Genomic DNA, 14,427 nt, shown 5'->3' with positions numbered 1-14,427 from the left:
ATGTTGCGAGACGGAACGGTATCGTATATATAATTCAGAATGACCGATCCCGCCTTCCCTTCCACATGGTCGGGAAACGGGCCGGTTACGGATTTCGGTCGATACGGCGTTTCATGGCATTTGCGCCATGAATTATTACGATAGAGAAATAGATAATCATAATGTTCAGTAGCTTTAAACTGACCAGTGCGGAACGGGAGGCGCTGAATGCGATCTCGACCAGAATACACCGGCCCGCCAAGCGCCGTATCTACACCCAAGGGGATCCGGGGAATTACGTTTATCGTATCCGTTCGGGTGCCGTACGCCTGGAACACCACCTGAAGGACGGGCGCAACCAAATTTTCGCCTTTCTGTGGGCTGATGACATGTTCGGCAGCCTGGAAAACGGGATGTACCATACATCCGCCATTACCCTGGTGGATACATACCTGTTCCAGATTTCCTATCCCGCGCTGAAGGATCTGGTAGAGATCTATCCCCGCATCCAGACGCTGTTTTTACAACAGGCGCTGGATTATGCGAAAACGGCGGAACGTCACCTGCTGCTGGCGACCTATCCCCTTGTGGTCAAAAGGCTGGCCGGTTTCCTGCTGGAATGCAGCAGGCAGACGGATTTTTTTGACCGCAAGTCCAATATCCTGACACTGGCCATGGACCGCAAGGATATTGCCGATTACCTGGGCTTTGCCATCGAGACCACCAGCAGGACACTCAAGGAACTTGAGGATATGGGCCTGATACAGCGCCTGTCCGCCCAACGCATAAAGATAGATCGCGACAGGATCAGGGCGATCATCTGACCGGTAAACCGTGCGGGCTTGCCCTGTCTGGCGGCAGTAATATGCATACTGTCGGGTGATGGGCGCAATAATGCCAAGCGGCACGATGCGTCCGGCCGGGCATTTCGTGCGTTCTGCATTCAAGACTGTTTGAAAACAATAAAAGTTTCCGGGTGCCACCTTTCTTCTCTTCAAAAAGGTGGCGTTTTCCAACGATTTTTGAAAAAAGCTTCAAAAGAACGCCGCCTTTTTGAAAAAAGGCAGCATCCAAAAACTTTTATTGTTTTTTATCAATTGGTTGTTTTCAAACAGTCTCTTATGATGACAGGCTGTTTCCGACAACGTCGCCTTTTTGACACAAGAACATTAGCCGGAAACCTTTATTGTCTTTTATGGATAAATTGTTTTCAAATGGCCGCTGACACAAGGGGGTAACATGATGGAACGGCGTTCCTTCAATTCCATCCTGACGGGACTGGGGCTTTCACTTGGTGCTGGCCGTATCCGGGCCGCCGCCGCGACACCGGCCCGGATCGAAAGTTTCATCCTGCGCGCCAATGACTGGGTGCCCAATAATCCGCAGCTGCCGGTTATTGTATACCGCAATGCCCTGCCCATAAGCGGGAATGACCCGGCGGCCATGTTCGAAAGCCTGTTCCAGCGTAATGGCTGGCCGCCGCAATGGCGCAACGGAGTCTATTCCTTTCATCATTATCATACCATGGGGCATGAGGTGCTGGGCTTTTATGGCGGTCATGCACGGCTCATGCTGGGTGGCGCGGGCGCGCGGGAAGTGGAAATCCGGGCCGGTGACATCGCCCTGCTGCCTGCGGGCACGGGTCATATGAACATGGACTCCAGCCCTGATTTCGCGGTGGTGGGGGCCTATCCGCCGGGGCAGGATTTCGATATCGTGCGCCAGGCCCCCAACGGACCACAGCGTACCCGGCTGGCGTCCCTGCCCTTCCCCGCTTCCGACCCGGTCATGGGAACACATGGCCCCACGACGCGGCAATGGCGTTACTGACGGGCCGCCCCGTCACCCGGCCCCGGACGGGTCTGGTTATTTCATGGGAACCTGAATGGTCGTGGCCCGGGCGGGATCATGCCTGTGCCGATGCCGCTCCAGCCGTTCTTCCAATGCCAGACGTTCGAAATGGATACGCTGACGGATCCAGTTCAGCATGCCCGACAGGGTGACAACGATAATACCGACAATCGTCCAGTTATCCAGCGGCTGGTGAAACAGGAAATAGCTGAACGCCACCGCCCACAGCATCTGGCTGTATTGCGGCAGGGCCACCCGGTTGGCGGGCGCGCGGGCTGTCGCCATCATCATCAGCAACTGGCCCAGCGCTGCCAGAAATCCGTAACCGAACAGGAACATCCACGTCTTCAGCCCATGCGGCCAGTGCGCATGCCCCAGCATAAGCAGCCCATCACCCACCAGCGGGCCAAACAGGCTGGACCCAAACAGCGACAGCCGTGGCGTATCGTTGCCCGCCAGGCGGTAGGCAATGACGCCAACGGCATTGGCCACCGCCGCGATCACGGCGCACAGATGCCCCAGATGCAGCGCCCGCACGCCGGGCCGCAGCACGATCAGCACCCCCACAAACCCCAGGATGACCGAAAGCCACGCCCAGCCGGATACCTTTTCACGCAGCAGCGTGACCGACAGGACCGTCACGAAAAACGGCATGAGGAACATGAGCGAAAGCGCTTCGGGCATGGGCAGCAGCATGAAGGCTTCGACACTGGCGGCGGTGGAGGCAAAAATGGCGATCGCGCGCACCACCCACATGCCCGGACGCTGGGGGGAAAAGATATCGCGCAGGGATTCATTGGGCCTGCGGATGAACGGGATGATCAGGAAACCGAACACACCACCTGAAAACGCGACCTCGAACGGATCAAGCTGACCGGCCAGCAGCTTTGAATACGCGTCACTGACCGAAAAGGAGGAATATGCCGCAAAGGCCAGCATCATCCCCGAAGTAAAGAAAGACATGTTCATCTGCGTTGCCCGTAGCCGAAGGAGACAGCACTATGAATGCAAAAGAAAGGCAGGGCCAACATTGGATGAGATGACCTGATATGCCCGCGCGCCACCCGTGTCAGAAATCATGCCGCAATATCATGCCCTTTTTCAAAACAGCGGACACAAGCCGTGCTCGACGGGAAAGCCCCGACAGCCGATGCCTGAAATTTTTCAGCCGGTCAATCCGGGACATGCTGCCCCTGTACCGGCGCGGGCCAACGGGGCATCCACGCGGCTCAGGCTGCGGACATCCTGACGGTAGCGCCGCGGCGTGGTGCCGCATATTTCCAGAAACTGCCGGTTGAAATTGGACAGGTTGGCAAAGCCTGCGGCACTGCTGATTTCGGCAATGGACGCATCGGTTTCCGCCAGCATGCGACAGGCGTGACTGACCCGTAGCCTGCGCATGAAGGACACGAAGGTCGTACCCGTCGCCCGGCGGAACAGGCGTGAAAACGCAGGCCCGCCCAACCCGACCTGACGGGCCATGTCCGCCTGGCGGATATCATGCGCGCCACCTGACAGCAGGTGCCGGATCACCCGGTCCATGCGTTCAAGATCCCGGTCCGCGACCCGCGCCTGCCCTTCCCCGCCAAACGGGGCGATGCCCGTCAGACGCTGCCGCGGGCAGGCCGCCAGCCCCGACAGCAGACCGATCAGGGCCGCAAGGCGCGCCGCATCATTCATATCCCCCATTGCCGCCAGCCCCGCGCCCAGAACAGGCACCGTTGGCCCGGTAAATACGACCCCGTACCGCGCATCCGCGAGCAGGGCGGACACCGTTTCCAGTTCCGGGCACAGGCTGACCAGCCGTTGCAGCCAGTCACCGTGGGCCTGCAATACGATATCGCGCCCTTCAATCCGCTCACCCGCCGACAGGTCACTGAACCACCCATGCGGCAGGTCCGGCCCCACCAGCACCAGATGGCCGGGAGCGAACGTGCCTAGGAAATCCCCCACCATGAAATGACCCGTCCCGGCCGTAATCAGGTGCAGTTCATATTCGGGGTGATAGTTCCATCGTGCACAGGCGGCAGGGTAGTCATGGCAGTGCCAGACAAAGCTCTGTCGCGGGCCGGGCTGTATGACCTCGAATACCGGGGGGCTTACCGCGCGGCTTTCCCCCACACGGGGCGGCATCACTCCGCCAGCGTATGCGATGGGAGCGTGGTATCCATCCCCTCACGCACCGCCTGCGCCTTGGCGCTGGAAGCGACATCCATGGCATGGACGCCACGGGGCTGCACCAGCCGGATGAAGCCTGTCAGCCCCGCGCCAAGGAAATACAGCGCTGCAAACGCAATCACCACGCCCTGCGTGCCATATCCCGACACCAGCACCGTCGCCAGCGCCGGCCCGGCAAAATTGGCCAGGCCGCCACCAAGGTTCTGCACCGATACCGCCGCCCCCTTGTGTTCGGGTGCCAGCATGGGAAAGATCGCCCCCATGGGCACGAAGGACGTGATCGTCAGCGCAAACAGCAGGGCCGCGAAAATCGCCACCGCCATGTTGCCCGGGGCTGCGTGCGGCAGGTAGTAGAACGCCAGCGTGGCAATGCCACACCCCACGAAACCGGCCCAGCGCATCTGCCGCAGCCAGCCGATCCGGTCACCCACAATCCCCCACATGACATTGGTAAAGGGCTGCACCACAAAGAATATGCCGTATATCCGCAGCCATTGCGGCATGGTGAACCCGCCTTCGGCCGAAGTATAAAACAGCGGCATCACCACCGGGAAACCGAACAGCGACAGGTTGCATATGATCCGCGTGACCAGTGCCAGCGCGATATCGCGGTTATGGACGATCAGCGTCAGGCCCCGGCTGATTTCGGTCAACTGGTGGCGCACGCTGCGCCCCGCATCACGGTCAATCGCGGCAGGCGCATCATCACGTATGGCGAAAAACGCCAGCAGGCCACCACACCCGACCCATGCCAGAGACATCCACAACGTTGGCAGGAAACCAATGGCGGGAATGGTGAAACTGGGCAGGAAGGATGCGATGATGCCGTAACCGATCGTGAACATGGACCACACCCACCCAATGGCCGAAGCCAGCCGGTGATCGGGCGTGCGCTGCACGATCCAGAAGAAGAATGCATAGAAAAACAGCGGATAGGCAAACCCGCGCAATCCGTAGAACACCAGCATGAGCACAAAGTCATGCCGCATGACCCCACCGGACAGGAACGCGACATGGCACACGACCCACCACAGCGTCCCGATGGCCATGATCCGCCGGGGGCCGTACACTTCCGCCAGCACGCCGGACAGCCAGCTTGCCACCGCCGCCGTCGCCCCGTACACGGTAAACAGCAGGCCGGCCTGACGGGCGGAAAACCCTATGCCGGTCACGTATTTGGACAGGAACGCAACCTCGATCCCGTCGCCGGTCATATACAGCGCAACCGCTATATAACCCCAGAACAGCACCACCGGCATGCCCCATATGATCGGGGATGCGGGGGGATTGATGGATGTGCCGCCATGATTTGCGGCATTGTTCGTGGCATTCATTTTTTCATGCCTTTTGTTTTTATTGGGCAGGCAGCCTGCATGCCACCTGCCGTAAGTGGCGTAACGCCACGCAGGCGGTCAGGTGGGGGCCACCCCCGGCATCGTGATCTGCAGCTTTACATCCGCAGGACATGCCGACGCCGCACGTTCAAACGCCGCAACGCCCTGTGTGAATGCAAACGTTTCTGAAATAAGCGGTTTGAGGTCCACCTTGCCCGACGCGATCAGGGCAATGGCGCGTTCATACACATTGGCATAGCGAAAAACCGTTTCCATGCGGATTTCCTTCGCCTGCGCGGCGACCATGTCAAAGGGCACCTTTTCCACCGGCATTCCCACGAACACCACCGTCCCGCCCGGGCGCACACAGGACAGGACATCGTCATACGCACCGGCAAAGCCGCTGGCCTCAAACACCACATCCGCGCCCCAGTCAGTGCCGAGATGGCGGGATATGACATCACGCGGCTTTTCATCACGGACATTGATCGGTTCAATTCCGTCATAACGACCGGCTATTTCCAGTTTCGGCGCGGCCAGGTCGGATATGAACACCACCCCCGCCCCGGACGCCAGCGCAGCCAGTGCGGTCATGAGCCCGATCGGCCCGCACCCGGTGACCAGGCAGGTATCACCGGGTTTGATCGCAGCCTTGACCGCGGCCTGCACACCAATGGCGAAGGGTTCGACCATTGCCCCTTCACCAAAGGACACGTTATCGGGCAGGCGATAGGTAAAGGATGCCGGATGGACCACCGTGGGCGTCAGGCAACCATGGACGGGGGGCGTTGCCCAGAACGTCACGGCGGGGTCGACATTGTAGATCCCCATGCGCGACGCCCGCGATATGGGATCGGGAATGCCCGGCTCCATGCAGACACGATCACCGATTTTCAGATTTTTGACGCGCGACCCGGTTTCAATAACCGTACCGGCCGCTTCATGCCCCAGCACCATCGGGTCATTGACGACAAAGGGACCGATGCGCCCGTGTGTATAGTAATGGACATCGCTGCCACAGATCCCGACTGTATGGATCCTGATGCGCACGTCATCAGGCCCCAGTTCCTGTGGCAGGTCGATATCACGGATGGAAAGAACGCCTTGGCGTTCCAGGACCAGAGCTTCCGCCATTTATTGCCTGACGCCCTTCGGGCGCCCCTTCTTTTTGTTTTTGGCGAAGTCATATGAAAAGATCAGGCCATGACGCGTCTAGCCCATCTTTTGCCGGAAAATGATACTTTTTTGACATCCGTGCATTTCCGCCAGAAAATGGCATAACGTCACGCATTCGTGACGCGCAGCGTCCTGCCCGGCCGGTCCCTATGGGCCCGATATGACAGTATAGTCCGCAGACTGGTACGCCCGGTCATGAAACGCCGTAATGATATCTTTCATGATACGGTCCGCTGTCATGAGCCGGTAATGGATCGGGTCCCAGAACATGTCACGATCATTGATGATCGGGCCCGGAATATCAAAATCAATCACCAGCGTATTGGGCATGCCTGCGGTCACGGACGCCACATGGCGGTGGCAGGCACTGAACATGGCGTCATACATCGACCCCTGCGGGTTATGCCGGATGGCCTGCACCGGCGGAAACCAGATGATACGTAATGTCGTATCCGGCACGGCATGCAGGATCAGCGGCAGATACACCTGCATGGCCGGGGCGGGCGCCACGGGATCGGGCGGCGGCGGCATATGGTCCGGCCCCCACTGGGCAAACATCCTGTCAACGCGCGCACGGGTATAGCTGGCATCTGGCCCCACGAAACTGGTGTAGCCGTCTTCCCCGTAATGTTCATGGCGCAGCCCGACCTGCAGCATGAATTCATTACCGGCTTCCTGCAGTGCATACAGGTTGGCCATGTGCAGGTAACCCATCCATGGGGATTGCTGATAGATCCAGTCAGGCCACGGCTCCGGGTTCAGCGGCACCTGTTTGGGACCATACAGGCACCATGAACGGTCTATATCGACCATCACGACCTTCGGGGCGGGATGGTAATGCATGAATTCAAGCAGCAGGCGGTACTGCTCATGGGGCTGGGCATTGTTCATCGCCATATTCAGGAAATGCGCCCCGAATGGACCATCCATGACCGCAGGCCGTATCAGACGGCCCGTTGATGTGCCCAGCATGACGGAATCAAACCCTGGCCTTTGTGCCAGCATGGGCATGGTAAAGCGCGCGTTGCTGGTCACCGGCAACCGGTGCAGCGGCAATGACAGGGGCAGCCCGCCCCACGGATCAACCAGTACCACGAACAGATACAGACACCCGCCAACTGTCCCGATCGTAGCCAGAAATACCAGACAGAATTGATACCATATATTCCTGTTGTGTATCCGCACCGATCCATCAGTTCTGAACGCAGGGTTGACGGTGTGTGGAAACCATAATTACCCCACTGGCGCAACCCGGCACGGGTTACGGGGCCTTTGTCTTTCGCACCGGTGGGAATAGCAGTATTGTGGCCGCTGTATTGTGGATATGAAGCGGGTTGAGGGCACACGACGCGATGGATAAAACCTTCTGGCACGGCAAATGGCAGCGTAATGAAATCGGCTTTCACGAACCACGGCCCAATCCCCTGCTGACCGATCATTTCGGGGCCCTGAGCCTGCCTGACGGCGCACGGGTCTTTGTACCGTTATGCGGCAAAAGCCGTGATATTCACTGGCTGCTTGAACACGGCTGTCAGGTTGCGGGCATTGAACTGAGCCCGATTGCCGTAACGGGGCTTTTTTCCGAACTGGGGCTTACGCCACGCATTTCACCTGTCGGCCCATTGGTGCGGTACGAGGCAGGACACCTGTGCGTCTGGACAGGCGACATTTTCAACCTGACGCAGGCAGCACTGGGTCATGTTGACGCCGTCTATGACCGTGCGGCGCTGATCGCCCTGCCCGCCCCCATCCGCGTGGCCTATGCCCGGCACCTTGTCAGCATCACCAATGCTGCGCCTGAACTTCTGGTCAGTATGGAATATGACCAGTCACGCAAGGCGGGGCCGCCATTTTCGGTCGATGAAAATGCACTGCGGCATTATTACGGTGATACGTTTATCCTTGACTGTGTGGCGCACAGGGCCGTGCCGGGCGGCCTGAAGGGGGTCTGTCCAGCAACGGAAAGCGTATGGATCATGAAGCCGCGCCGGGAGGCAGGCTTCCGGGACGACCCTACCCACGCCACATGATGCAGGCCGGCAGGCCGTATGACAAAACTTCCCGACCATACGGACGTTCAGGCCGCATCCGCAGGAGGTTGCGATGCTTCACATCATCAGGATTTTAACCGTCCTTATCGTCCTGCCCGCCGCAGGCTGCCATGGCCACAAACATCCCCATCCCTATCGTGATGAAGGCACGGCAATGGAGTACCGCAACACCAACCAGCACTGGAGCCGTGGCCCCCACACCGATCACTGAATACAGTGCGCCATTCAGATCTGCAGGAAACGTTCCAGCGCGGCCAGAAACGCCTGCGGTGCCTGCGCATGCACCCAGTGCCCGGCATCCGGTATGGTTTCCAGCCGGTAATGCGGGAACAGCCTGCGCATGACGGGATAATTGTCGGGCTGGATGTAATGTGAATGTCCACCGGCCACAAACAGGGTTGGGCCGTCATAACGGGTGCAGGGCAGCACGTCGGGCCAGTCAATGATGGCCGGCATGGACGCCGCAATGTCCTTCAGACCGATGGTCCAGCGTGGCTTTTCCCCCAGGTCGAGATTCATCAGCATGAGATCACGCACGGGCTTTTCGGCAATCACCTGACCCAGCCACGCTTCCGCCCCGGCACGATCAAGAAAATCAGGCAGCGGAAGTTCAGCCAGCCTGCGGGCCAGTTCATGGGACTGTGAAAAACCACCCTCGCTGGGAGCTATGTCCACCACCATCAGCGAATGGACCTCGGCAGGAAAGCTGAGCGCCAGCATCATCGCGGTCTTTCCCCCCATCGAATGTCCCACCACGGTGGCGGGCAATGCGTCATGGGCGGCCAGTGTTTCGCATACATCAGCGGCAAGGGTCGGGTAGTCCATCGGACCATGCGGGCTTGCGCCATGATTGCGCAGGTCCAGCGCCAGCGTGCGACGGGTTGCTGCGATACGGCGCTGAAAAAACCCGAAATTGCGCGCCCGCCCGAACAGTCCATGCAGGAAGACGACGGGTGGCAGGGACAGGTCACCGTTGTCGGGGCCAAGTTCGATGGTGTTGAGCAGCATGGGGTCGTAGGCTCCGGTTCTTTTCCTGAAATATCCGGGCCATATTAGGGGGAGCGGGTAATTCCCGCCTTTCATAATTCTGTGCGGTGGGTCACATGCGCATGGCCGCAACGCCTGCCTGCTGCACTGCATCTTGATGCAGATCAGGCACAGTCCCTTTTATTTGTAAAGAAATGATACAGCAAATGAAACCGGCACCACTCTTTACATTTTATTCACGTTGACAAATTGTGTGGGATCGCAAGGTCACCCTCAATCTGTTTCACGCAGCTTCCTATAGGGTGATCTCCCCAATGAGCCTGAATCTGCACGCCAATTACCGGCGCGATATTGATGGCCTGCGCGCAATCGCGGTAACGGCTGTCGTTCTGTTTCATGCCAGCATCTATCCTGTACAGTCGGGATTTGTTGGCGTGGATATTTTCTTTGTTATTTCCGGCTTCCTGATCGGTGGCATCGTCTACAGGGATATCCGGCTGGGAACCTTCAGCTTTGTCGGGTTTTACGCCCGGCGCGCCCGGCGTATCCTGCCGGCCCTCATGCTCATCATCACCGCAGTCATGCTGGCGGGGCTGCTGTTTTCCAGCCCGGCGGAATTACGCCAGACCAGTCTGGGGGCGATAAGCGCATTACTTGGGTGGTCCAATATACTGTTCTGGAAACAGATCAGTTATTTTTCCCCCGATGCCCATCTCAACCCGTTCCTCATGACATGGTCGCTGGGAGTGGAGGAACAGTTCTACCTGTTTTTTCCCCTGCTTTTACTTGCAATCGGCCGCTTGCGGCATGTCATTGTACTGTGCGTGATCGGGGCGCTATGCCTTGGGTCACTGTGCGTGGCGCAGTTCGGGCTGGGTCGGTGGCCCGCCGCCGTATTCTACCTGCTGCCCACGCGAGCGTGGGAAATGGGCGCAGGCACGTTCCTTGCCGTAGCGAAATCGAACTATGCTTTAACCTTTCCCCGTCCCGTCAATCATTTCATTGGTTGGACGGGTTTTTTTCTTGTCGGGCTATCGATATTCATTTTTGATGAACATACCCCCTTTCCCGGTCTGGCCGCCCTCCTGCCGGTTGGCGGCACGCTGGCACTGCTGCTTTCGGATGGCAGTTTTGTCAACCGCGCCATCCTGTCCACGCGGCCATTCATATGGATCGGTCGCATATCCTATTCATGGTATCTGTGGCACTGGCCGCTTATGGCGTTCATCTGGCTGTGTTCGGCACGCGCGCCATCGCCGCTGCTACTTGCGGGTGCCGGGATCGTATCACTGGCGCCAGCCGCGCTGTCATGGCGCTATATCGAACAGCCATTCCGGCGCGGAAGCGGCAGCGCCCCTGTCGTTGTGACACGGTACGCGGGCAGCCTTGCGCTGGCTGTCAGCATGCTGGCGGTGGTCTATGTATCCAATGGCCTGTCCCGGCGTTTTGACCCGGCCCTGACCTTTGCCGAACGGGTTCTGGCGGAAGGGCGGGGCGAACCCTGCCTGGCCAATTACGGGGTTACCAGCCTGAACCTGTCGTCACGCTGCGTGCATGATACGGGACGCCCGCGCATCGCCCTGCTGGGGGACAGTCATGCATCCGCACTGGCCGCATCCCTGTCGCATATGGCGGACCGGGCCGGTTTTGATTTCGTGCAGTTTACGAAATCCTCATGCCCGCCCCTGCTGGGGACCACGCGACTCATGCCCACCCATCCCGGCCATGCCATGCAATGCGCGCAGTATAATGCGCAGGCCTTTGCCGCCGTGATGCATGACCCGCATGTCCAGACCGTGGTGCTGGCAGGTTACTGGGCCGCACCCTTTGCCGGGGATGCCGGGCGGGATGCCTATGCTGACCCGCAGGACATGGTGGACCATGGCGTAGCCACAAGCCTTGTCCGGCTGGATATCGCGTTACGCAATACAACGCAGGTACTGGTCAATGCGCACAAGCATGTCGTCGTGCTGGGGGACGTACCCCAGTTCCGCTTTGATCCCGCCAAGGAAGCGGTGACCGCCTTCATGCCCATGCGCCAGCATGCCGAGCAGATGCTGGACCCGTCATTCCGGGCAGTCGGGGAAATCGCGCCAGCAACCCTTCTCAACGTGCCTGCCCAACCCGTCGCGACTGTCGTGCGCCATGCGGTGGAAGACAGGCAGGACGTCAGCTATTTCGCGCTGGCTGACGGGTTATGTTCCCCTGCCGGATGCAAATTCCGCAACGGGGACAACCCGTTTTATGTTGACCCACAGCACCTGTCGCGCGCGGGGGCCGACTTCCTGCTGGCACGACTTGACGGATTATTGCCTGTGATGGGTGAGCCCATGGCACGAATTGCAGCACAGCCCCCCATCCCTACGATACCGCTGCCCGTATCCGATGCGGCACAGGTTGCCATTCACTGAGAATCTGCCCGGTACCCCTGTGCCTGTCATTTACGGACTGTCTGACATGGGGTGAAGATGGCCTGGATGCCGCCTTTTATGAAAAAGGGTGGCACCCGAAACCTTTTATTCTTCCGGGGTTATCCTTCCCGATCGCAGCCGCCCCCGGCATGCCCGGCGATGTCCCGACATGGACGAATGATATGGCCCGCCCCGTCATGGGCCACGGCAATTCAGTTTACTGGATCACGGAACCCATGGTGGCCATGCCACCACGGCGGGCGGCAGGGTTCAGCCCCACAATGTCGCATGCAGGCCGCATACACCATGATCCCATGACACCCGCAACTACCCTGTGACCGGTACATGCACAGGGTCACGCGGAATGTGGCATGTTTCCGCCCCGCAGGCAGGGACTACGCGACGATGGCGGGAAGCATTGCGGGTCACGTCTGCCGTCGATCCAGATTTTTGCGAATATCCTGAACAAATCGTGAATATCGCACACCCCGAAAGAAAACGTCCATCAACAGGCGCGCCGGCCAGCGGCAGGGCCGCCTGACCTGAATCAGCAGGACATAACGGGTGTCGGTCGTGTTGTTCCACACTTCATGGTTGTAAGTGTCGTCAAACAGTATCGATCTGCCTTCCGTCCATGGACAGACATGCAGCCTGTCGCCTTCTTCAAACTGGATCCAGCAATTTTCGCGATCAGCCGGGACATGCAGCGCCAGATGATAGGTCAGCATGCCCTTGGTCATGCCCCGGTGGCGGGGAATGTGGCAACCTGCCTCCAGCACGGAAAAGCTGGCGGTGCATAAATTGGGGATCCGGTCGATCAGTGCCGCGGTCGTCGGGACGCGCGCCCGGTTTTCCTGACGCTTGTAACCATACCCTTCCAGAAAGAAGGAATGCCAGCGGCGGTCGGCGGCAATACGCCCATGATCGGGCGATATGTCCCCCAGCGATGGAATGTCGGTTGCCGCCATCTGCAACGCCTCGTCACGAATTCTTTCCCAGTTCTGTTCCAGGTCGCGCACCCACTGCATGACATGGGGATCAAAGAGGGCCTGATCGGGCAGCAGGGAAAACCGCATGATGAAGGCATCAATCCTGTCACGCAGGTTCTTGGTCAAATGATAGATGGTCTTCTTCTTCACCACATGCATTCCCCCCTGAAATTGGACCGAGGCGGGGGAATATATTTCAGCCAACCATGCATGAACATCCCTTCCCTCCATGCCGCGGCAGGACAGATTTTCGGACTGCCGACCGCGATATTCCCGCATGAACGCGGGAAACCACATGCCAACGCCGGAACGGGGTTCAGGGATGCATCCGGATCATGACACGATGGAACATAGGAAGAATTCATCATGGCGGACCTTTTGCATGATGCATGAAGTGTATAGCATCCGCTTCCAATCGCAGACCTAAGCCGCGCCGGGTCTGCCGCATGTTGTTCATGGCGCCATGCAGGGAGTAAGGCGTGCCTTCAGTTACACCACAGCCCGTTGACACCACATTGACCAGCGCCGCGATTTTCCTGATCTTCACGCTGGATCCCGGCGACGGGGATGATGGCGCCACGGTGCGTAACCTGTATGGCGACCTGTCGGCGCTGGTGCGCGGGGTGGGTTTCCGCATTCCCGACGGGCGGCTGTCCTGTGTCACGGGTATCGGGTCGGACGCATGGGACCGTGTTTTCAAGGGGCCGAAACCCAGGGAACTCCATCCTTTCCGCGCCATCCATGGCGTGCATGAAGCCCCCGCCACCCCCGGTGACCTGGTGTTCCATATCCGTGCAACGCGTATGGATCTGTGTTTTGAACTGGCGACCGCCATCACCGCCCGGCTGGAAAATGTTGCGCAGGTGGTGGATGAGGTCCACGGCTTCAAGTATTTCGACGCCCGCGACCTGCTGGGCTTTGTCGATGGCACGGAAAACCCGGTCAACCAGGCCGCGACCGATGCGACGGTCATTGGTGAGGAGGATCCCGATTTTGCCGGCGGCAGTTATGTCATCATCCAGAAATATCTGCATGACCTGAAAAAATGGGACGCCATCCCCGTCGAGCAGCAGGAAAAGATCATTGGCCGCAAGAAGCTGTCGGACATTGAACTGCCCGAAGCCGCCAAGCCCAGCTACGCCCATAATGTCCTGACCAATATCGAGGAAAATGGCGAACAGCTGCAGATCGTGCGCGACAACATGCCCTTTGGCGAAGTGGGCAAGGGCGAATTCGGAACCTATTTCATAGGATACGCAAAAACCCCCACCCGTGTGGAACAGATGCTGGACAACATGTTCATTGGCAACCCGCCGGGCAATTACGATCGCCTGCTGGATGTCAGCCGCGCGGTGACAGGCGTGCTGTTTTTCATTCCCACCACCGATTTTCTCGACGCCGCGCCAACATATGGCGCAACGGCAGTGCCTGCGGACAGCACCGAAGACACACCGGCCAGCCCGCCCACCAC

14 protein-coding genes are annotated in these 14,427 nt (G+C 59.0%); 7 read left to right on the top strand and 7 right to left on the bottom strand.

What is annotated here, in order from left to right:
- The first annotated feature begins 161 nt into the window (after positions 1–161).
- On the top strand, positions 162–803 hold the full coding sequence (locus F1542_RS02665) for a Crp/Fnr family transcriptional regulator (protein WP_193731676.1): 642 nt from the start codon (positions 162–164) through the stop codon (positions 801–803).
- Positions 804–1,221: 418 nt separating this feature from the next.
- Positions 1,222–1,809, top strand: coding sequence for a cupin (locus tag F1542_RS02660; RefSeq protein ID WP_193731703.1), 588 nt, complete (start codon positions 1,222–1,224; stop codon positions 1,807–1,809).
- Positions 1,810–1,845: 36 nt separating this feature from the next.
- Here F1542_RS02660 and F1542_RS02655 read toward each other — a convergent pair whose 3' ends face one another.
- The 5 genes from F1542_RS02655 to F1542_RS17035 all read right to left on the bottom strand — a co-directional run bounded on the left by F1542_RS02655 (position 1,846) and on the right by F1542_RS17035 (position 7,613).
- Positions 1,846–2,799, bottom strand: coding sequence for a DMT family transporter (locus F1542_RS02655; RefSeq protein ID WP_193731675.1), 954 nt, complete (start codon positions 2,797–2,799; stop codon positions 1,846–1,848).
- A gap of 195 nt (positions 2,800–2,994) precedes the next feature.
- Complete coding sequence (locus F1542_RS02650; protein ID WP_227672412.1) at positions 2,995–3,963, bottom strand: AraC family transcriptional regulator; 969 nt, start codon at positions 3,961–3,963, stop codon at positions 2,995–2,997.
- Entirely contained in the window at positions 3,963–5,342 is a 1,380-nt protein-coding gene (locus F1542_RS02645; RefSeq protein WP_193731673.1) for an MFS transporter, read from the bottom strand. The genes F1542_RS02650 and F1542_RS02645 overlap by 1 nt, the downstream gene beginning before the upstream one ends.
- Before the next feature lie 78 nt (positions 5,343–5,420).
- Complete coding sequence (locus tag F1542_RS02640) at positions 5,421–6,476, bottom strand: NAD(P)-dependent alcohol dehydrogenase (RefSeq protein WP_193731672.1); 1,056 nt, start codon at positions 6,474–6,476, stop codon at positions 5,421–5,423.
- A 189-nt stretch (positions 6,477–6,665) separates the two neighbouring features.
- The gene (locus F1542_RS17035; RefSeq protein WP_346011746.1) at positions 6,666–7,613 is read right to left on the bottom strand and encodes a hypothetical protein; all 948 of its coding nucleotides are present in this window, start codon (positions 7,611–7,613) and stop codon (positions 6,666–6,668) included.
- A gap of 257 nt (positions 7,614–7,870) precedes the next feature.
- Here F1542_RS17035 and tmpT point away from each other — a divergent pair, with 257 nt between their 5' ends.
- Entirely contained in the window at positions 7,871–8,548 is a 678-nt protein-coding gene (gene tmpT, locus F1542_RS02630; RefSeq protein WP_193731671.1) for a thiopurine S-methyltransferase, read from the top strand.
- Between the two features lie 73 nt (positions 8,549–8,621).
- A complete protein-coding gene (locus F1542_RS02625; RefSeq protein ID WP_193731670.1) occupies positions 8,622–8,780 on the top strand; it encodes a hypothetical protein in 159 nt (52 codons plus the stop codon).
- Between the two features lie 14 nt (positions 8,781–8,794).
- Here F1542_RS02625 and F1542_RS02620 read toward each other — a convergent pair whose 3' ends face one another.
- Positions 8,795–9,577, bottom strand: coding sequence for an alpha/beta fold hydrolase (locus F1542_RS02620; protein WP_193731669.1), 783 nt, complete (start codon positions 9,575–9,577; stop codon positions 8,795–8,797).
- Between the two features lie 293 nt (positions 9,578–9,870).
- On the opposite strand from F1542_RS02620, the gene F1542_RS02615 reads away from it, so the two are divergent.
- Both F1542_RS02615 and F1542_RS02610 read left to right on the top strand, forming a co-directional pair.
- A complete protein-coding gene (locus F1542_RS02615; protein ID WP_193731668.1) occupies positions 9,871–11,967 on the top strand; it encodes an acyltransferase family protein in 2,097 nt (698 codons plus the stop codon).
- Positions 11,968–12,149: 182 nt separating this feature from the next.
- Positions 12,150–12,305 carry a hypothetical protein gene (locus F1542_RS02610; protein ID WP_193731667.1) on the top strand — a complete coding sequence of 52 codons (156 nt, stop codon included), beginning with the start codon at positions 12,150–12,152 and terminating at the stop codon, positions 12,303–12,305.
- Between the two features lie 87 nt (positions 12,306–12,392).
- Here the strand turns inward: F1542_RS02610 and F1542_RS02605 are convergent, their stop codons facing one another.
- The gene (locus F1542_RS02605) at positions 12,393–13,115 is read right to left on the bottom strand and encodes an aspartyl/asparaginyl beta-hydroxylase domain-containing protein (protein WP_193731701.1); all 723 of its coding nucleotides are present in this window, start codon (positions 13,113–13,115) and stop codon (positions 12,393–12,395) included.
- A 320-nt stretch (positions 13,116–13,435) separates the two neighbouring features.
- Between F1542_RS02605 and F1542_RS02600 the strand changes: the two genes are divergently transcribed.
- On the top strand, positions 13,436–14,427 hold a 992-nt coding region (locus F1542_RS02600; RefSeq protein ID WP_193731666.1), incomplete at its 3' end, for a Dyp-type peroxidase.

Source organism: Komagataeibacter sp. FXV3, from assembly GCF_015155755.1.
Classification (GTDB): Bacteria; Pseudomonadota; Alphaproteobacteria; order Acetobacterales; family Acetobacteraceae; genus Komagataeibacter.
The sequence above is the reverse complement of the archived record's forward strand: the minus strand, read 5'-3'. Positions and strand labels throughout refer to the sequence as shown.

What these genes read in the sequence shown, in the direction of transcription:
- F1542_RS02640 (WP_193731672.1), bottom strand. Translation starts at nt 6,476, where the DNA reads ATGGCGGAAGCTCTGGTCCTGGAACGCCAAGGCGTTCTTTCCATCCGT.
- F1542_RS02650 (WP_227672412.1), bottom strand. Translation starts at nt 3,963, where the DNA reads ATGCCGCCCCGTGTGGGGGAAAGCCGCGCGGTAAGCCCCCCGGTATTC.
- F1542_RS02610 (WP_193731667.1), top strand. Translation starts at nt 12,150, where the DNA reads ATGGCCCGCCCCGTCATGGGCCACGGCAATTCAGTTTACTGGATCACG.
- tmpT (WP_193731671.1), top strand. Translation starts at nt 7,871, where the DNA reads ATGGATAAAACCTTCTGGCACGGCAAATGGCAGCGTAATGAAATCGGC.
- F1542_RS02645 (WP_193731673.1), bottom strand. Translation starts at nt 5,342, where the DNA reads ATGAATGCCACGAACAATGCCGCAAATCATGGCGGCACATCCATCAAT.
- F1542_RS02625 (WP_193731670.1), top strand. Translation starts at nt 8,622, where the DNA reads ATGCTTCACATCATCAGGATTTTAACCGTCCTTATCGTCCTGCCCGCC.
- F1542_RS02605 (WP_193731701.1), bottom strand. Translation starts at nt 13,115, where the DNA reads ATGCATGTGGTGAAGAAGAAGACCATCTATCATTTGACCAAGAACCTG.
- F1542_RS02665 (WP_193731676.1), top strand. Translation starts at nt 162, where the DNA reads ATGTTCAGTAGCTTTAAACTGACCAGTGCGGAACGGGAGGCGCTGAAT.
- F1542_RS02660 (WP_193731703.1), top strand. Translation starts at nt 1,222, where the DNA reads ATGGAACGGCGTTCCTTCAATTCCATCCTGACGGGACTGGGGCTTTCA.
- F1542_RS02655 (WP_193731675.1), bottom strand. Translation starts at nt 2,799, where the DNA reads ATGAACATGTCTTTCTTTACTTCGGGGATGATGCTGGCCTTTGCGGCA.
- F1542_RS02615 (WP_193731668.1), top strand. Translation starts at nt 9,871, where the DNA reads ATGAGCCTGAATCTGCACGCCAATTACCGGCGCGATATTGATGGCCTG.
- F1542_RS02620 (WP_193731669.1), bottom strand. Translation starts at nt 9,577, where the DNA reads ATGCTGCTCAACACCATCGAACTTGGCCCCGACAACGGTGACCTGTCC.